The organism is Streptomyces sp. NPDC033177, assembly GCF_055577715.1.
Map to the genome: position 1 here is coordinate 282148 of NZ_JBVIPS010000009.1, position 18798 is coordinate 300945.

General features: G+C 67.0%; 13 protein-coding genes. 11 read left to right on the top strand and 2 right to left on the bottom strand.

Features of this window, described 5'->3' with window-relative positions:
• Window positions 1-6: 6 nt before the first annotated feature.
• Together ACZ5U5_RS29785 and ACZ5U5_RS29790 are read right to left on the bottom strand one after the other, a co-directional pair.
• Window positions 7-396 (bottom strand): VOC family protein, encoded by a 390-nt coding sequence (locus ACZ5U5_RS29785; RefSeq protein ID WP_469027621.1) that lies wholly within the window; start codon window positions 394-396, stop codon window positions 7-9.
• A gap of 141 nt (window positions 397-537) precedes the next feature.
• Entirely contained in the window at window positions 538-4410 is a 3873-nt protein-coding gene (locus ACZ5U5_RS29790) for a GH92 family glycosyl hydrolase (RefSeq protein ID WP_469027624.1), read from the bottom strand.
• A 523-nt stretch (window positions 4411-4933) separates the two neighbouring features.
• Here ACZ5U5_RS29790 and ngcE point away from each other — a divergent pair.
• The 11 genes from ngcE to dxs all read left to right on the top strand — a co-directional run bounded on the left by ngcE (window position 4934) and on the right by dxs (window position 18740).
• Window positions 4934-6367, top strand: coding sequence for an N-acetylglucosamine/diacetylchitobiose ABC transporter substrate-binding protein (gene ngcE / locus ACZ5U5_RS29795; RefSeq protein ID WP_469027627.1), 1434 nt, complete (start codon window positions 4934-4936; stop codon window positions 6365-6367).
• Window positions 6368-6551: 184 nt separating this feature from the next.
• Entirely contained in the window at window positions 6552-7466 is a 915-nt protein-coding gene (locus ACZ5U5_RS29800) for a carbohydrate ABC transporter permease (RefSeq protein ID WP_469028046.1), read from the top strand.
• A gap of 21 nt (window positions 7467-7487) precedes the next feature.
• Complete coding sequence (locus tag ACZ5U5_RS29805) at window positions 7488-8381, top strand: carbohydrate ABC transporter permease (RefSeq protein ID WP_469027630.1); 894 nt, start codon at window positions 7488-7490, stop codon at window positions 8379-8381.
• Window positions 8382-8531: 150 nt separating this feature from the next.
• Window positions 8532-9794, top strand: coding sequence for an ABC transporter substrate-binding protein (locus ACZ5U5_RS29810; protein ID WP_469027633.1), 1263 nt, complete (start codon window positions 8532-8534; stop codon window positions 9792-9794).
• 111 nt (window positions 9795-9905) lie between these two features.
• Window positions 9906-10784 (top strand): carbohydrate ABC transporter permease, encoded by an 879-nt coding sequence (locus ACZ5U5_RS29815; protein ID WP_451211288.1) that lies wholly within the window; start codon window positions 9906-9908, stop codon window positions 10782-10784.
• Window positions 10784-11668, top strand: a complete 885-nt coding sequence (locus ACZ5U5_RS29820; RefSeq protein ID WP_363209860.1) for a carbohydrate ABC transporter permease — start codon at window positions 10784-10786, stop codon at window positions 11666-11668. Before ACZ5U5_RS29815 ends, ACZ5U5_RS29820 begins: the two co-directional genes overlap by 1 nt.
• Window positions 11669-11876: 208 nt before the next feature.
• On the top strand, window positions 11877-13076 hold the full coding sequence (locus ACZ5U5_RS29825; protein ID WP_469027636.1) for an ROK family transcriptional regulator: 1200 nt from the start codon (window positions 11877-11879) through the stop codon (window positions 13074-13076).
• Window positions 13077-13196: 120 nt separating this feature from the next.
• On the top strand, window positions 13197-14282 hold the full coding sequence (locus tag ACZ5U5_RS29830; protein ID WP_469027639.1) for a substrate-binding domain-containing protein: 1086 nt from the start codon (window positions 13197-13199) through the stop codon (window positions 14280-14282).
• Between the two features lie 183 nt (window positions 14283-14465).
• The gene (locus tag ACZ5U5_RS29835) at window positions 14466-15254 is read left to right on the top strand and encodes an ATP-binding cassette domain-containing protein (RefSeq protein ID WP_365858470.1); all 789 of its coding nucleotides are present in this window, start codon (window positions 14466-14468) and stop codon (window positions 15252-15254) included.
• Window positions 15251-16534 (top strand): sugar ABC transporter permease, encoded by a 1284-nt coding sequence (locus ACZ5U5_RS29840; protein ID WP_469027643.1) that lies wholly within the window; start codon window positions 15251-15253, stop codon window positions 16532-16534. The genes ACZ5U5_RS29835 and ACZ5U5_RS29840 overlap by 4 nt, the downstream gene beginning before the upstream one ends.
• Window positions 16535-16805: 271 nt before the next feature.
• Window positions 16806-18740, top strand: coding sequence for a 1-deoxy-D-xylulose-5-phosphate synthase (dxs, locus tag ACZ5U5_RS29845; protein WP_469027646.1), 1935 nt, complete (start codon window positions 16806-16808; stop codon window positions 18738-18740).
• The last annotated feature ends 58 nt before the right edge of the window (window positions 18741-18798 follow it).

The window sequence follows — 18798 nt, forward strand, 5'->3', positions numbered from 1 at the left end:
CGGCTACTACTCCGGGAAGCCGCCGTACGGCACCGTGATGAGCTCCATGGCGTGCTGCGACGGATCCAGGAAGTACACGCCACGGCCGCCGTCATTGGTGTTGATCTCACCCGGCAGCTTCTGCTGCGGATCGGCCCAGTGCTCGACGCCCCGGGCCCTGATCTTCTCGTACGCGGCGTCGAACTCAGCCTCGGAGACCAGGAAGGCGTAGTGCTGCGGGGTGATCTTGTCCGCGGGGATGGACGCGAAGTCCAGGGTGACGGAGTTGCTCAGCTCCACCGCGATGAACGGGCCCCACTCCGAGGTGATCTCAAGGCCCAGCAGATCCGCGAAGAACTCGGCGGACTCCCGGTTGTCCCGGGCATGGATGATCGTGTGATTCAGTTCGACCGACAAGGAATGCCTCCAGAAGGCATCTCCCGACACCTCCATGCCTCACCCAGCCGGTGACCGACACGCGATGTCGCCGTGGATCTTATGCACGACGACACCGCGCTGTCGAGATGTTTCCCGGGGACGGTCCGTCCCCGGGACGGATCAGCTCAGGAGCTCGACCTCCGCGAGTGTCGCGGAGCCGTCCGGTACGAGCCGGTAGTGCGCGTACGTTCCCGGGGCGACCGTGAACACCCGGGTCTGCTTGTCCCAGGCGAAGGACTCGCCGGAGCGCTTGTCGAGCTCCTTCCACTTCTCGCCGTCGGTGGAGCCCTGAAGGACCCAGCCGTCCGGTGCCTTGGATTTGTCGGTGGACGACGTGAGCGTGTACTGCACGGCCTTCGTCTCCTTGGTGACCGGCAGGTCGACGGCCGCGTCGGATGTCGCGTCCGTGTCCGAGGAGTTGTCGAAGAGCGGGCCGTCACCCTTGATGGCGTCACCGCGCGGCGAAGGCACCTTGTCGTCCTGCGTGACCGACGTCGGCTGGGCGTTCTTGCCCGTGCCCCACGAGGAGGGCTTCGGACCCATGTCGAACTCCAGGACACCGCCGCGTGCGATCTCCTTGTGGGGGAGGGCGGTTGACGTCCACTTCTTGCCGTTGACCTTGAGGCCCTGGACGTACACGTTCTTCGCGCTGTTCTTCGGCGCCTTGACGACCAGGTCGCGGCCGTTGTCCAGGTGCACGGTCATCTTCGTGAACTGCGGCGAACCGATCGCGTATTCGCCGCTGCCCATCACCAGCGGATAGAAGCCGAGCGAGGAGAAGAGGAACCAGGCCGACTGCTCGCCGTTGTCCTCGTCGCCGTGGTAGCCCTGCCCGATCTCGCTGCCGGTGTAGAGGCGGGAGAGGACCTCACGGACCTTCTCCTGCGTCTTGGACGGCTCACCGGCCGCGTCATACATGTAGGCGGCGTGGTGGGCGACCTGGTTGGAGTGCCCGTACATGCCCATGCGTACGTCGCGCGCCTCGGTCATCTCGTGGATGACGCCACCGTAGGAGCCCGCGAACTCCGCGGAGCCCGTCTCCGGAGTGGCGAAGTACGTGTCCAGCTTGTCGCCGAGGCCCTTGCGGCCGCCGTACAGGTTGGCGAGGCCGCGCGAGTCCTGCGGGGCGGTGAAGGCGTAGCCCCAGGCGTTGGTCTCCGTGTAGTCGTGACCCCACACGCGCGGGTCGAACTTGTCGGAGGGGACGCGCCAGTCGCCCTTCTTGTCCTTGCCCTGGAAGAAGCCCGGTGCGGTGCCTCCTCCGGCGGCCTTGTCGTCGAAGAGATGCACGTAGTCGCGGGCGCGGTTGAGGAAGTACTCGGACTCCTCCTTGTAGCGCTTCTCGCCCGTCTTCTTGTAGAGGGCCTCGCCCATGCGGGAGATGCCGTAGTCGTTGACGTAGCCCTCGAGCGCCCAGGACAGGCCCTCGTGGGTCTCGCTGGGGGTGTAGCCGAGGAAGGGGGAGGTCTCCATGCCCTTGCGGCCGACGCCCTTGCTCGGCGGCACGACCGTCGCGTTCTTCAGGGCCGCGTCGTACGCGTCCTTGGCGTCGAAGTCCACGCCCTTGACGTACGCGTCGGCGAACGCCACGTCCGACGAGGTGCCCGTCATCAGGTCCGCGTAGCCGGGAGACGACCAACGGGACGTCCAGCCGCCGTCCTTGTACTGCTGCACGAAGCCGTCGACGAGTTCACCCGCCTTCTTCGGCGTGAGGAGCGAGTAGGCGGGCCAGGTCGTGCGATACGTGTCCCAGAAGCCGTTGTTGACGTACGGCTTGCCGTCGACGATCTTCGCGCCGGTGTGCGTCGGGGTGTCGGGACCCGTCTGTGGCGAGAAGGGCGACGCGTACTGGTACTTCGACTTGCCGTCCGCCGAAGTGACCTTCTCGAAGCCCGAGTTGGGGTAGAGGTAGAGGCGGTAGAGGGAGGAGTACAGCGACGTCCGCTGACCTTCGCTCGCGCCCTGCACCTCGACCTTGCCGAGGATGTCGTCCCAGCTCTTCTGCGCGCGGTTCTTCACGCGCTCGAAGGACGTGCCGGAGGGAATCTCGCTGTTCAGGTTCGCCTTGGCCTGGTCGAGGCTGATGAGCGAGGTCGCGAGGCGCAGGTTGACCGTGCGGTCCTTGCCGGCCTTGAAGCGCAGGTAGCCGGTGACGTCGCCGCCGCCCCCGCCGTCGAGCTTGCCGCCCGCGGTGACCGGGGAGTCGAAGGTGCCGTACACGAAGAGACGCGTGGCGCCGGTGGAGAGCCCGGACTTCACGTCCGAGAAGCCGCTGACGATCCCTTTCTCCTCGTCGAGGGTGAGGCCGCCCTTCTCCGAGACGTTGTCGAAGATGACGCTCGCGTCGTCACCGGGATAGGTGAACTTCATCATCGCCGCGTGATCGGTCGGGGCCATCTCGGCCTTCAGACCGTTCTCGAAGGTCACGCCGTAGTAGTGCGGGCGTGCCGTCTCCTTCTCGTGCTTGAAGGGCAGCGCGCGCTTGGTCCGGGACGCGGAAGGGGTGTCCTTGTCGACCGACGGCATCATCTGGAAGGTCTGCCGGTCACCCATCCAGGGGCTCGGCTCGTGGCTCGCGCTGAACGCCTGGATCGTCGGCAGGTTGTCCGCGTTGTTGCCGCGCGCGTAGTCGTAGAGCCAGCTCAGGGAGCCCGCGTTGGTCACGGGCGTCCAGAAGTTGAAGCCGTGCGGCACGGCGGTCGCGGGGAAGGTGTTGCCGCGCGAGAAGGCGCCGCTGGAGTTCGTGCCGCGGGTGGTGTCCGCGTAGTCCGAGGGGTGGGCCTTCGGCTTGGCCGGGGCCTTCTCCTTCAGGGAGACGTCGTCCACCCAGCCACGGAATTTCGCCGGGCCCTTGGGGGAGTCGTACGCCACGAGCACCCGGTCGACGGTCTTGCCGCGCGCGACCTGCCCGATCCGCGAGGCCACGTTGTTCCACTGATTGACGTAGAGGCCCTTCGCGGCGCCCTGGCCCTGCGGGGAGAGCGCGAAACCGTTCTGGTCCACGGCCTTGAGGTCACTCAGATAGGTGCCGTCGGTGAAGGCCAGGTCCACCGACACGTTCGTGGCGTCGTAGTCGAGGTCGCCCTCCGCCATGGACGGGAAGATCCGGTAGGAGAGCTCCGTGTCCCGGCGCACCGAGACGTTCACGTCGAAGACCTTGTTGTACGAGTAGCCGCGGCCGTCCACCTTGTGGGTGCCCGCGTAGCGCAGCGCGCGCTTGCCGGTGAACCCGGCGCCCGACTTCGCGGTGGGGGAACCGCTGGGGCCGCGGTCCACGAGGGAGAGCATGTCCTCGGGGACGGGCGACTCGGTGCCGCCGACCGAGAGCTGGACGTCGGAGAGCTGGAGGGCGTCGGACGCGCCGTTGTTGGCGGTGACCTCCAGGCGGTAGTGGGCGTACGCGGTGCCGTTCTCGAAGTCGTACTTCTTGGTCTGGTGACGCTTGTCGAACGTTTCACCCTTGCGGGTGTCGAGGACCTTCCAGTCCTTGCCGTCCGTGGAGCCCTGCAGGGACCAGTCCTTGGGGTCGCGCTCGTCGTGGTCGTTCGCCGACGTCAGCGCGTACGTCACGGCCTTGGCGGGCTCGTCGAGGTCGAACTCGGCCCAGCCGGTGGCCGCGAAGGTGAGCCACTTGCTGGTGGGCTCACCGTCGATCAGGTTCTCCTTGACCTCGCCGCTGCCAGAGTTCTCGCCGCTGGCGCGGACCTCCGTGACGTGGTCGTTCACACTTCCGGGTATACCCGCACTGAACGCGCCGTTGACGCCGGCGGTGCGCTTCTTGCCGTCGGCGCCGGTGTCCACGGTGTTCAGCCAGTCGGGCTGGGCGTCGCCCTCCTCGAACGAGGAGACGAACTCCCGCGCGGCTTTGGGCGGCGCGTCCGGTTTGGCCACCGCCGCGCCCTGCGAGGTCGCGACGAGCGTGAACGCGGCGGCTCCGAGGACCGCGGCCGAACGGTGGTGTCTGAAGCGAGGTCTGCGTGATCTGTGCGGCATCCCCGAACCCCTCCCTGCGAGTTGGACAACGTTGTCAAGTCGCTGCTCAGGGTCCAGTAGGGCGGCAAGTGGTGGGTGGTGTCAAGGCTGTTGGAAGCGTCGGGGGAGCCGAAAGGGGAGACGGGGCGCAGGGGAAAGTCCAAGGGGACTCGGGAGAAAGTCCAATGAGGTGCAAGTGGGCGCCAGGGAAGATCAGTGGAGGAGAGCGACGGCGCGTCCAAGATGCGGCTGATTCGTTCGGCTGAATTTGCTCACGCCGTGAACGAACCAGGCCGTGTCTCCGCGAGGTCTCAACTCGGGAAAGACTGCTGGCCCAAGCTGCGTTCGATCTTGCTCTGCTGCCGAGAAGTGGACTATACCTATCGGCACCCTGAGTGGCGGGTGCGAGCCCTTGCCATGTAGTTGTCGCACGCAACGCACCACGAAAGCTTCAACTGACCCGCGGTGTCGGGCCCTTCGCCACTGGCGAGCTGTCGGGAGCCCCGTACGCCGCCTGAGTCCTGGAGAAGGCGAGGACTTGAGCATGGGATCCACCAGCATCAACCGTCGTGACGTGATGAAGAGGGCGGCGGCCACCAGCCTTCTCGCAGTGCCGGCCGTGGGCGCCCTGAGCTCCTGCGCGAGCGGTGGCGGGGACGAGAACAAGGCGGAGAAGGGCGAGAAGTCCAAGAAGAACCCGCTGGGCGTGAAGGCGGACGCCGGGCTCGCCGTGGTCGTCTTCAACGGCGGTTACGGCGACAAGTACGCCCAGTTCGTGACCGACATGTACAAGAAGCGGTACCCGGACTCGGACGCCGGCCAGAAGTCGACGACGAAGATCGCCACTCAGGTGCAGCCGAAGATCGTCCGCGGCAACCCGACGGCCGACGTCATCAACAACTCCGGCGCCGACCAGATGAACCCCGGCAAGCTGGTCTCCAACAAGCAGGTGGCGGACCTCACCGAGCTGCTCGACGCGCCGTCGTGGGACGACCCGAGCGTCAAGGTGCGCGACATCCTCGCCCCGGCCGTCGAGGCGAGCGGCAACTTCGGTGGCTCGGGCACCTGGCAGGCCGGCATCTCGCTGACGGTCTACGGCACCTTCTACTCCAAGAAGCTCCTTGAGGAGGGCCTGGACTCCGAGTACCCCAAGACCTGGGACGAGATGCTCGCGGTCTGCAAGAAGGCCAAGGCCAAGGGCATCCACGGCTGGAGCTACCCGGGCGGCCACCCCCGGTACATGTTCTTCAGCATCTACACGATGTTCGCGCAGCGCGGCGGGCGCGAGATCGCCACGGCCATGGACCACCTCGAGCCGGGCGCCTGGAAGAACGACGCGGTCAAGGACGTCTTCGAGGCCTGGGAGGAACTGGTCGCCAAGAAGTACGTCCTGACCGGCTTCGACGGCACCGAGGCGCACACGGAGATGCAGACCGCCTGGACCAAGGGCGGCAAGTGCGTCTTCGTGCCCAACGGCTCCTGGGTGGAGAACGAGGCCAAGGACACCACCCCGAAGGACTTCGGGATGTCGTTCGGCCCCAGCCCGTCACTGGACTCCGGCGACAAGATGCCGTTCGGCACGATCAACGCGCCGGCCGGTGAGTTCTACGTCGTCCCCGAGAAGGCGAAGAACCGGCAGGGCGGCCTGGAGTGGCTGCGGGCGATGTACAGCAAGGAGGCCGCCCTCAACAACTTCAGGGAGCTCTCCGCCCTCCCGGTGGTCAAGGGAGCCATCGACGGCCAGAAGCTGCCCTCGGGTGTGGCCAGTGTGCAGAAGGCGATCGAGGCCGCCGGCGACAACGTCGTCATCGCGAAGCACATGGACTGGTACAACGAGCTGTTCCGCGAGGACTTCAACAACATGATCGCCAAGTTCATGCTGGGCCAGATCGGCACCAAGCAGGCCATGGACATCATGGAGAAGGCCGGGGCCCGGATCCTCAAGGACCCTGACGTCGTCAAGGTCAAGAAGTCCTGACCAGCGGCTGATCGACCGAGTACGCGGGCACGTGAGCGAGGCGGGGCGGAGTGGCGTGAAGACTGACACCCGGGTGGACGAATCCCCACCTTCGAAGAAGGCACCGGACCGGAAGCCCAAGGCGCCGAACCGGCTGTTGTTCCTCCTGGCAGTGCTGCTGCCGCCCAGCTTCACTCCGGAGAGCGTGCGTTACGACCGGCGCTACCGGACGCTCGACAAGTACCGCTTCATCGTGGGCTTCCTGTCGCTGCCGCTCGCGTTCTACGCCCTGTTCGTCATCTCGCCCTTCGTCCAGGCGATCTACTACTCGTTCACCGACTGGTCCGGCGGGCCGGTGGCGAACTTCATCGGCTTCGACAACTTCACGAAGATGTGGAACGACGAGCGCTTCTGGGAGTCCCTGGAGGTGAGCGTCACCCTGGCGGTCGTCGCCCCGGTGCTCACGCTCGTGCTCGGCATGTTCTTCGCGTACATGATCACGTCGGGTGGCCGGCATCGTAAGGGCCAGGCCATCGCGGGTGTCGCGGGCTCGTCGTTCTACAAGGTCGTCTACTTCTTCCCCCAGGTCCTGTCCGTCGCGATCATCGCCGTCGTGTGGGGCCGCGTCTTCAACACCAACAGCGGCCTGATCAACGGCGGGCTCGACAAGGTGGGCTTCGACGGCCCCGCCTGGCTGGGCGGCGACCGCTCACTCGCCCTCATCGCGGTGATGATCGTGCTCTCCTGGAGCTTCGTCGGCTTCTACGTGGTGCTGTTCTCCGCCGCGATGGGCGCGATCCCCAGGGACATCTACGAGGCGGCGCTGCTCGACGGCGCGGGCCGGGGACGGACCTTCTTCAGCGTGACGCTCCCGCTGATCTGGGACACCGTACGGACCGGCTGGATCTACATGGGCATCCAGGCGCTCGACTCGTTCGCGATCGTCCTGGTCATGGTGCCCGAGCACGTCCTGAAGGTGACCCCGGTCTTCCTCTACGAACGGTTCCGTGACGGCCAGTACGGCTATGCCACCTCCATCGGCGTCGTCCTCCTCGTCCTCAGCATGGCGTTCTCGCTGATCGTCATGAGGATCGGGAATCGCGACCGGATCGAATACTGAGACCGCGGGAGCCACTGCATCATGACCACGACCACCGCGCCCCGCACCGACGCCGCCGACGTACCCCGCCGGGAGGGCGAGTCGGCCGGCGGTGCGACCCTCAACGTCTTCTCGCACGCCTTCCTCGTCCTGTGGGTGGTGCTCGCGGCGGGCCCGCTCGTCTGGGTCGCCCTTACCGCGTTCCGCCCCTCGGTCGAGATCCTCAGCGACCCGATGGGCTGGCCGACGTCCTTCCACTGGGAGAACTTCACCAACGCGTGGACCGAGGCCAGTATCGGGCAGTACGCCCTCAACTCACTGATCATCCTGGCGGGTTCACTGACCGGCACGATGCTGCTCGGTTCGATGGCGGCGTACGTGATCGCCCGCTTCACCTTCCCGGGCAACCGGTTCATCTTCATGCTCTTCGCGGGCGGCATGATGTTCCCCGTCATCCTCGCCCTGGTCCCGCTCTTCGCGGTCATGGAGAACTTCGGTCTCCTGGACACCAGGCCCGGTCTGATGATCGCGTACATCGCGTACTCGCTGCCCTTCACCGTCTTCTTCCTGACGTCCTTCTTCCGTACGCTGCCGACCGGCGTCCAGGAGGCGGCGATGGTCGACGGGGCCTCGCACACGCGCACGTTCTTCCAGATCATGCTGCCGATGGCCAAGCCCGGCCTGGTGAGCATCGGCATCTTCAACTTCCTCGGCCAGTGGAACCAGTACCTGCTTCCGCTGCTGCTCAACAACGAGGAAGAGGGCCGGTACGTGCTGCCGCAGGGGCTCGCCTCGCTGGCGGTCTCGCAGGGCTACCGGGGCGACTGGGGAGCACTCTTCGCGGGCCTGACGATCGCCATGCTGCCGGTGCTCGTCGTGTACGCGGTCTTCCAGCGCCAGGTGCAGGCCGGGCTCACCGCGGGCGCTCTCAAGTGACCCTGATCGCCGGTGATTTCAGCTTGGCCACGAAAGTGGTCTAGGCCTGTTGTGCCAATTCCGGCCGTGAGTAATGTCGGCCCCACGGCGCCGCGGGGGGAACCTTTTGCCCGCGTTCAAGTCGACACCGATGTCGAAGGGTTGAACAGCATGAGGAATCGATTGATCGCCACCGGTGCGGCAACGCTCGCGATGGCCATGGGAGTTACCGCCTGCGGCGGTGACAGCGACAGCGGCGACGGCAAGACCATCAAGATCGTCGCCGCCGACTACGGCGACAAGGCCTCCAACGCCTCCAAGAAGTACTGGAACGGCGTGAAGAAGGACTTCGAGGCGGAGAACAAGGGCTACAAGGTCGACGTCCAGGTCATCAACTGGAACGAGATCGACAAGCAGGTCAAGAACATGATCCAGGCGGGCAACCAGCCCGACCTCCTGCAGACCGGCGGCTACGCCGACAAGGTCGCGGACGACCTGCTCTACAAGGCGGACGAGGTCCTCTCCCCCAAGACGCAGGAGAACCTCATCCCCACCTTCGCCAAGGCAGGCGAGGTCAAGGGCACGCAGTACGGCATCCCGTGGGTCTCCTCCAGCCGCGTCATGTTCTACAACAAGGCCGTCCTGAAGAAGGCGGGCGTCAAGACGCCGCCCAAGACCTGGGACGAGGTCGCCGCCGCCGCCAAGAAGATCAAGTCCTCCAAGGCCGCCGACACCCCGTACGCCCTCCCGCTCGGCCCCGAGGAGACCCAGGGCGAGACGATGATGTGGGAGCTCGGCAACGGCGGTGGCTACACCGACGAGAGCGGCAAGTACACGCTCGACAGCGCGCAGAACGTCGAGACCTTCGACTGGCTGCAGAAGAACCTCGTCAAGCCCGGCCTCACGTACTCCAACCCGGCATCCACCGACCGCAAGACGGCCTTCGCGGACTTCGCGGCGGGCAAGGTCGGCATGCTCAACGGCCACCCGAGCCTGATCCAGATGGCCAAGGACGGCAAGGTTGACTACGGCGTCGCGCCGATCCCCGGCAAGGACGCCCCGCTGGAGTCCACCCTCGGCGTGGCCGACTGGATGATGGCGTTCAAGGACGGCGGCGCCGAGAAGGAAGGCGTCAAGAAGTTCCTGGACTTCACGTACTCCAAGAAGATGCTGGAGTTCGACGAGATGTACAACCTGATGCCCGTCACCCAGGACGCGCTCAAGACGATGCAGACCAACGGCAAGCACAAGGACCTGGAGCCGTTCTTCGAGGTCCTGCCGAACGCCAAGTTCTACCCGCTCGGCGACACCTCCTGGGACGTCATCTCCGCCGAGATGAAGAAGACCGGCGGCAAGGCCGTGAGCGACGACCCGAAGACGGTCCTCGGTGACCTGCAGCAGAAGGCGGAAGCGGCGGCTGCCGAGGCCAAGTAGCAGGCAGACAGCTCCCGTTCGCTCCGTACGCAAGGAGACCTTGTGTCACTGAAGGCCCCTCCGCCCCCGGCCGACACCGGCCGGGGACGGAGCGGGCGCGCACCCAGGCCGGTGAGCCGTCGCAGCGGCATCGCCCGGCTCGGCCCACTGCCCTGGATAGCGCCCGTCATCCTGCTGATCCTCGCCGTGGTCATCTGGCCGGTCGTCGAGCTGATCCGCACCTCGTTCCTCAACATCTCCATCGCCGGCATCGTGCGCGGCAGCGCGGGGACCGACAAGTACAAGAAGCTTTTCGAGGAGACCGACTTCGGGGCGGTCCTGCTCTGGACGGTCATCTGGACCGTCGTCGTCGTGAGCGTGACGATGCTCCTCTCGCTGGCCCTCGCCCAGCTCTTCAACCAGAAGTTCCCCGGCCGCACCGTCACCCGCTGGGCGCTCATCGCGCCCTGGGCGGCATCCGTCCTGATGACCGCCATCGGCTTCAAGTGGATGCTCAACCAGACGGCGGGCGTGCTCAACACGCTGATGCTGGACCTCGGCCTCATCGACAAGTCGAAGGACTGGCTGGGCACACCGGAGACGGCCTGGCCCTGGATGATGGCCGTGGCGATCTTCGTGTCGCTGCCCTTCACCACGTACACGCTGCTCGCCGGTCTGCAGACCATCCCGCACGAGGTCTACGAGGCGTCGCGGATCGACGGGGCGAGCCCCTGGCAGACCTACCGGCACATCACGGTGCCGATGCTGCGGCCCGCGTTCCTGGTCGGCGTGGTCATCAACCTCATCAACGTCTTCAACTCCTTCCCCATCATCTGGGCCATGACGCAGGGCGGCCCCGGCTATGACACCTCCACGACCATGGTGTTCATGTACAAGTTGAAGGAGACCGACATCGGTGAATCCGCCGCCATGTCCGTGGTCAACTTCGCGATGGTCGTCGTGCTCGTGCTGATCTTCCTGAAGGTCAGCCGATGGAACGAGGAGGACTGATGGCCACCGCGACCCAGACCCGCGCGGGGTCCCCGAAGAGTCCCGCGCCCCGGCCCAAGGCCAAGCGCACGTTCCGGCCGCGCACCCTGGTCATCACCGTGGTCGCCTGGGCACTCGCGGCGATCTTCTTGGCCCCGTACCTGGAGATGGTGATCACCGCGCTCCGGCCCAAGAGCGAGCTGCGGGACCGGACCTATCTGCCGAGCAACCTGGAGTGGTCGAACTTCATCGAGGTCTGGAAGGAGTCGGAGCTCGGCCAGAACCTGCAGGTGACCCTGTTGGTCGCGGGCGGCGCGACGCTCCTGGTGCTCCTGGTCTCGCTGCCCGCCGCGTACTACACGGCGCGCATGCGCTACCGCGGACGCAAGGCCTTCCTGCTCCTCGTCCTGATCACCCAGATGTTCCAGCCCACCGCCCTCCTGGTCGGTCTCTACCGCGAGTTCCACCAGCTGGACATGCTCAACTCGGTCTGGACGCTGATCATCACGAACGCGGCGTTCAACCTCGCGTTCGCGGTGTGGATCCTGACGGCCTACATCGGCTCCATCCCGAAGGAGCTGGAGGAGGCGGCGATGGTGGACGGCACCAGCCGCTTCGGGGCGATGGTGAAGGTGACGCTGCCGCTCGCGCTGCCGGGCGTGGTGACCGCGGTGATCTTCACTTTCATCACCTCGTGGAACGAGTTCGTGATGGGCCTCACGCTCACCACCGAGCCCGACAAGCAGCCGCTGACCGTCGGCATCAACAACTTCATCGGCGCCTACACCGTGGAGTGGAACTACCTCTTCGCGGCCTCCGTGGTGGCGATCGTGCCGGTCATCGTGCTGTTCGCCTTCATCGAACGGCACGTGGTCTCGGGTCTCACCGCGGGTTCGGTCAAGTAACGGATCGGCCCGCACAGGCCGGGTCTGGGTGGTTTGGGGTGCATCCTCGCCACTTGGACCCGGCCTGTCCCGCTGTTCAAGAGCGCCGATTTGGGTCAAGGACTTGACTGCGCCAACCCGTTCAGCAGAGCTTGGAGTTCACAACTTGTACGGGCGGCGAAGGTGCTGCTTCTACATTTACGTCATACGGAAAAGGGTGGCTGAGTCAATGGAGACTCCGGGGTCGCAGTCGTCGCTGCACCGGGCCAATCTCGAGCGGGTCGTACGTGCCGTACGGCTCGCCGGATCGCTCACTCAGGCGGAGATCGCCAGGACGACGGGACTGTCCGCGGCCACGGTCTCCAACATCGTCCGGGAGCTCAAGGACGGCGGAACGGTCGAGGTCACGCCCACCTCGGCAGGCGGCCGCAGGGCCCGCAGCGTCTCGCTCAGCGGCGACGCGGGCATCGTCATCGGCGTGGACTTCGGCCATACGCACCTGCGCGTGGCGGTGGGGAACCTCGCCCACCAGGTGCTCGCCGAGGAGTCCGAGCCGCTGGACGTGGACGCGTCGGCCGCGCAGGGCTTCGACCGCGCCGAACAGCTGGTCAGCAGGCTGATCGGGGTGACCGGCGTGGACCGCGCGAAGATCGCGGGCATCGGCCTCGGCGTGCCGGGGCCCATCGACGTGGAGTCCGGGACGCTCGGCTCGACGTCGATCCTGCCCGGCTGGGCCGGCACCAAGCCCGCCGAGGAGCTCAAGGACCGCCTCGGCGTCCCCGTGCACGTCGACAACGACGCCAACCTCGGCGCGCTCGGCGAGCTGGTCTGGGGCAGCGGCCGCGGAGTCAAGGACCTGGCGTACATCAAGGTCGCGAGCGGTGTAGGCGCCGGTCTGGTGATCAGCGGACGGATCTACCGCGGCCCCGGCGGCACCGCCGGCGAGATCGGGCACATCACCCTGGACGAGTCGGGTCCGGTCTGCCGCTGCGGCAACCGCGGCTGCCTGGAGACCTTCGCGGCGGCCCGCTATGTGCTGCCCCTGCTCCAGTCCAGCCACGGCACCGAGCTGACCATGGAGCGCGTGGTCGCCCTGGCGCGCGAGGGCGACCCCGGCTGCCGTCGCGTGATCGCCGACGTCGGCCGCCACATCGGCAGCGGTGTGGCCAACCTCTGCAACCTCCTGAACCCCAGCAGGGTCGTCCTCGGCGGTGACCTCGCGGAGGCCGGTGAGCTGGTCCTGGGGCCCATCAGGGAGTCCGTGGGGCGCTACGCCATCCCCAGCGCGGCCCGGCAGCTGTCCGTCCTTCCCGGGGCGCTGGGCGGCCGCGCGGAGGTGCTCGGGGCGCTGGCTCTCGCACTCAGTGAAATGGGCGATTCGACCCTTTTGGACGGCTCTCTGCCTGCCACTGCACCTGCCTTCACTTAGATAACGCATGGCACCGTTGTCATCTCGTTAAGGATTTACTCCTTGACGCTGGTGTGGCGGCCGAGTTGACTTCGAGCCACCTCGGCCGCAACGACGCGGCCACGTCAGGGAGGTTGGACAGTGAACACCCATCTGCGTCGTGCCGCGATAGCCATGACCGCTACCGCGATGGCCGTTTCCCTTGCCGCTTGCGGTGAGGCCGGTGGCGGTGACAAGGGAGACGGGGACAACAAGACCATCGGTCTGTTGCTGCCCGAGAGCAAGACCACGCGTTACGAGTCCTTCGACTACCCGCTGATCAAGGCGAAGGTCCAGGATCTCTGCTCCGACTGCAAGATCAATTACAAGAACGCCTCCGAGAACGTCTCGACCCAGAAGCAGCAGTTCGACGACCTCGTCGACTCCGGCGTCAAGGTCATCATTCTGGACGCGGTCGACTCCGGTGCCACCAAGGCGTGGGTGCAGGAGGCGAAGAAGAAGGACATCAAGGTCGTGGCGTACGACCGGCTCGCCGAGGGCCCCGTCTCCGCGTATGTCTCCTTCGACAACGAGAAGATCGGCAAGCTCCAGGGCGAGGGCATCATCAAGGCCCTGGGGGACAAGGCCAAGGACTCCAACGTCGTCATGATCAACGGCAAGGAGTCCGACCCGAACGCCGCTCTCTTCAAGAAGGGCGCGCACTCGGTCCTCGACGGCAAGGTCAAGAAGGTCGTCTACGAGCAGACGGGTGAGTGGGACCCGAAGATCGCCGGCGAGAAGATGGGCACCGCCATCACCTCCCTCGGCAAGGACGGCTTCGACGCCGTCTACTCGGCCAACGACGGCATGGCGGGCGGCATCGTCGCGGCGCTCCAGTCGGCGAAGGTCAAGGGGATCCCGGTCGGCGGTCAGGACGCCGAACTCGCGGGCATCCAGCGCATCCTGAAGGGCACGCAGGCCTTCACCATCTACAAGCCGTACAAGCCCGAGGCGGAGAAGACCGCCGAGGTCGCGGTGAAGCTCCTCAAGGGCGAGAAGATCGACTCCCTGGTCACGGACAAGCTCGACAGCCCCAGCGACAAGGGCATCCCGTCGGCCCTCGTCCAGGCGTTCGTCGTCACCAAGGACGACATCAAGGACACCGTCGTCAAGGACAAGCTCTACAAGACGAGCGAGATCTGCACCCCTGACTTCGCCAAGGCCTGCGCGGACGCCGGCATCAAGTAGCGGCGAGTTGCAGGCAACGGACTCGTACGGCGTCTCGGTCTCCATCACGCTTGCCCCGCTGTCGGGGGCCGAGACGCCGTACGTCTGCTCGCATGCCCGCCTGATCCCCCCTTAGCCCACACATCACATCCCGCCGTACGCCATGCCCGTACGGCCTCCGCCACCCCCTGGCGGACGAAGGAGATGGTTCACATGTCCGCTCCGCCCGTGCTGGCGTTGCGCGGCGTCTCCAAGCGCTTCGGTGCCGTTCAAGCGCTCACCGATGTCGAACTGGAAGTACACGCAGGTCAAGTGGTCGCCCTGGTCGGCGACAACGGAGCCGGTAAGTCGACCCTCGTCAAGACGATCGCGGGGGTCCACCCCATCGACGAGGGCACCATCGAGTGGGACGGCAACCCCGTCTCCATCTCGCGGCCGCACGACGCCCAGGGCCTGGGCGTCGCCACCGTCTACCAGGACCTCGCGCTCTGCGACAACCTGGACGTCGTCGCCAACCTGTTCCTCGGCCGTGAGCTCGGCCGGGCCAAGGTCCTCGACGAGGTGGCGATGGAGAAGCGCGCCAAGGAACTCCTGGACACCCTCTCCATCCGCATCCCCAGCGTGCGTATCCCGATCGCCTCGCTCTCCGGCGGTCAGCGCCAGGTCGTCGCGATCGCCCGAGCCCTGGTCGGCGACCCCAAGCTGGTGATCCTCGACGAGCCCACCGCGGCGCTCGGCGTCGAGCAGACCGCACAGGTCCTCGACCTGGTCGAGCGGCTGCGGGAGCGCGGTCTCGCCGTGCTCCTCATCAGCCACAACATGGCCGACGTCAAGGCTGTCGCCGACGAGGTGGCCGTCCTGCGCCTCGGTCGCAACAACGGTGTCTTCAGCGTCAAGGACACCAGCAACGAAGAGATCATCGCCGCGATCACCGGAGCCACGGAGAATGCCGTGACCCGGCGCAAGGCGCGCAACGCGGAGGCCGCGAAGTGAGTGACACCGTGAACACCTCGAAGAAGGTGGACGCCGAGGCCCCGGCCGCCGACGCCATCCCGGCCGTCGACCCGCGCCTGCTCGTCCGCGAGCAGGGCTTCGCCGGTTACCTCACCGAGTTCAAGCGCAAGATCAAGGGCGGTGAGCTCGGCTCCATACCGGTCGTCACCGGCCTCATCGTGATCTGGGCGATCTTCGAGATCACCACCGGGCGGTTCCTCGACCCGTCCAACCTCAGCAACATCGCGCAGTACATCGTCGGACCCGGCCTCATCGCGACCGGCATCGTCTTCGTCCTGCTGCTCGGCGAGATCGACCTGTCGGTCGGCTCCGTCGCCGGTCTCACCGCCGCGGTCAGCTCGGTGCTCGCGATCAAGCAGGACGTGAACGAGGGCCTCGCCGTCATCATCGGCCTGGTCGCCGCTGCCGCGATCGGCGCTCTGCACGGATTCTTCTTCGCCAAGATCGGCGTACCGGCCTTCGTCGTGACGCTCGCGGGCTTCCTCGGGTGGAGCGGCCTGCAGCTGTACGTCCTCGGAAACACCCTGAGCCTGAACAACATCTCCGACGGCATCATCTACAACCTGAACAACTACTACTTCAGTGATGTCGCCGCCGCCTACGGCCTCGCGACCGTCGCGGTCGCCGCGTACGGCTACTCGCAGTGGAGCCAGCGGCTGCGCCGCAAGGCCGCGGACCTGCCGCACCGTCCGGTCAGCGAGCTGGCCCTGCGCACCGCGGTCGTCGCGGTCCTCGCCTATGTCGTGGCCTTCGTCCTGAACCAGGAGGACGGCCTTCCGCTCGGCCTGACCGTCTTCGTCGGCGTGGTGGTCCTGGCCAGCTTCGTGCTGCGCCGCACCAACTACGGGCGCCAGGTCTTCGCGGTCGGCGGTGGCGTCGAGGCCGCCCGCAGGGCCGGCATCAACGTCGTGTGGATCCGGATCTCCGTGTTCACGATCTCCGGCCTCCTCGGCGGTCTCGGCGGTCTCTTCATCGCCTCCCAGTCGGGCGTCGCCGACTCGAACCTCGGCGGCGGCGACACCCTGATGCTGGCCATCGCCGCGGCGGTCATCGGCGGCACCAGCCTCTTCGGTGGCCGGGGCACCCCCTGGTCGGCACTGCTCGGCATCCTGGTCATCCAGTCGATCATGACCGGCCTGTACATGTCGGGCAGCTCCAGCAAGGCGGTGCAGTCGATGATCACCGGCGCCGTGCTCCTCGCCGCGGTCGTCCTCGACTCCGTCTCACGCCGGAGCCAGAAGGCGGCGGGCCGCGCCTGACCCCCGGCGAGGTGTGCCGTCGTCATCCGATCGGCAGCACTCGCCCGTGAACCCTGTGCCCGGCGTCAAGGAAGACGCCGGGCACAGTCATGCCACGGCAGGGGGCGCGAGCGCCCGTGGGACAACAGGCGCATGCGCCCGTGGGACACAGCCGATCACGTGACACGGAACTCACGGCCCGGACGCCGTCCGCGACCGCGGAACATTAGACTCAACAGGCCCGGCAACATTCCGGTCACCGCTCGAACAGCTCTACTGCAAGGAGGCACGGGTGCCGCTGCTGACCCGCATCAGGGGACCGCGCGATCTGGACCGGCTCAGCCTGGAGGAGCTGAACCAGCTGGCCGGAGAGATCCGCGCCTTCCTCGTCGACGCAGTGTCCAAGACAGGCGGCCACCTCGGCCCCAACCTCGGCGTGGTCGAGCTCACGATCGCCATGCACCGTGTCTTCGAGTCGCCGCAGGACAAGGTGCTCTTCGACACCGGTCACCAGAGCTACGTGCACAAGCTGCTCACCGGCCGCCAGGACTTCGGCAAGCTGCGCACCAAGGGCGGCATCTCCGGCTACCCCGCGCGCGCCGAGTCCGACCACGACGTGATCGAGAACTCGCACGCCTCGACGGTCCTCGGCTGGGCCGACGGCCTCGCCAAGGCCAACGAGGTGCGGGGCAAGGACGACCACGTCGTCGCCGTCATCGGAGACGGCGCGCTCACCGGCGGCATGGCCTGGGAGGCGCTGAACAACATCGCCGCCGCCAAGGACCGCCCCCTGGTGATCGTCGTCAACGACAACGAACGTTCGTACGCCCCCACCATCGGCGGCCTCGCGAACCACCTGGCGACCCTGCGCACCACCGACGGCTACGAGCGCTTCCTGGCCCGCGGCAAGGACCTCCTGGAGCGCACACCGGTCGTCGGCAGGCCCCTGTACGAGACGCTGCACGGCGCGAAGAAGGGCCTCAAGGACTTCATCGCCCCGCAGGGCATGTTCGAGGACCTCGGCCTGAAGTACGTCGGCCCGATCGACGGCCACGACATCGAGGCCCTGGAGTCCGCCCTGGTGCGCGCCAAGCGCTTCGGCGGCCCGGTCATCGTGCACTGCATCACCGAGAAGGGCCGCGGCTACAAGCCCGCCGAGGAGGACGAGGCCGACCACTTCCACGGTATCGGCCCCATCCACCCCGACACGGGCCTGCCCATCGCCGCGGGCGGCATGGACTGGACGTCCGTCTTCGGCGAGGAGATGGTCAAGCTCGGCCACGAGCGCGAGGACATCGTCGCGATCACGGCCGCCATGCTCCAGCCGGTCGGCCTGCAGAAGTTCGCCAAGGCGTTCCCCGACCGGGTGTACGACGTCGGCATCGCCGAGCAGCACGCGGCCGTCTCCGCCGCGGGCCTGGCCACCGGCGGCCTGCACCCCGTCTTCGCGGTGTACGCGACGTTCCTCAACCGCGCCTTCGACCAGCTCCTGATGGACGTGGCCCTGCACAAGTGCGGCGTCACCTTCGTCCTGGACCGGGCGGGCGTCACCGGCACGGACGGCGCCTCGCACAACGGCATGTGGGACATGTCGATCCTGCAGTGCGTGCCGACCCTGCGCATCGCCGCCCCGCGCGACGCCGACCAGGTCCGCCTCCAGCTGCGCGAGGCCGTCGAGGTCGACGACGCGCCGACCGTCGTGCGCTACTCCAAGGGCGCGGTCGGCCCGGCGGTCAAGGCCGTCGGCAAGGTCGGCGGCATGGACGTCCTGCGCAAGGCGGGCACCAACCGTCCCGACGTGCTGCTCGTCTCCGTGGGCGCGCTCGCGCCGATGTGCCTGGAGATCGCCGACCTCCTGAACAAGCAGGGCATCACGACGACGGTCGTCGACCCCCGCTGGGTCAAGCCCGTCGACGAGGCGCTCGCCCCGCTCGCCGAGCAGCACCGCGTGGTCGTCACCGTCGAGGACAACTCCCGCGCGGGCGGCGTCGGTTCGGCCGTCTCCCAGGCCCTGCGCGACGCGGGCGTCGACGTACCGCTGCGTGACTTCGGCATCCCGCCGCGCTTCCTGGACCACGCCTCGCGCAAGGAGATCCTGGCCGAGATCGGCCTGACCGCCCCGGACATCTCCCGCCAGGTGACCGGTCTCGTGGCCAAGCTGGACGGCCGGTACGAGCGCACGGCGGCCGTGGACTCCGTCGAGGCCGGGGAGCCCGCGCGCGACTGACGTCAACGAGCACCGCCGATGGGCCGGTTCCGACACCCTGTACGGGTGGTGGAACCGG

Bases quoted from the DNA above. Each gene is read 5' to 3' on its own strand.
- ngcE (WP_469027627.1), top strand. From the start codon at position 4,934: ATGGGATCCACCAGCATCAACCGTCGTGACGTGATGAAGAGGGCGGCG.
- ACZ5U5_RS29805 (WP_469027630.1), top strand. From the start codon at position 7,488: ATGACCACGACCACCGCGCCCCGCACCGACGCCGCCGACGTACCCCGC.
- ACZ5U5_RS29835 (WP_365858470.1), top strand. From the start codon at position 14,466: ATGGTTCACATGTCCGCTCCGCCCGTGCTGGCGTTGCGCGGCGTCTCC.
- ACZ5U5_RS29825 (WP_469027636.1), top strand. From the start codon at position 11,877: ATGGAGACTCCGGGGTCGCAGTCGTCGCTGCACCGGGCCAATCTCGAG.
- ACZ5U5_RS29790 (WP_469027624.1), bottom strand. From the start codon at position 4,410: ATGCCGCACAGATCACGCAGACCTCGCTTCAGACACCACCGTTCGGCC.
- ACZ5U5_RS29810 (WP_469027633.1), top strand. From the start codon at position 8,532: ATGAGGAATCGATTGATCGCCACCGGTGCGGCAACGCTCGCGATGGCC.
- ACZ5U5_RS29820 (WP_363209860.1), top strand. From the start codon at position 10,784: ATGGCCACCGCGACCCAGACCCGCGCGGGGTCCCCGAAGAGTCCCGCG.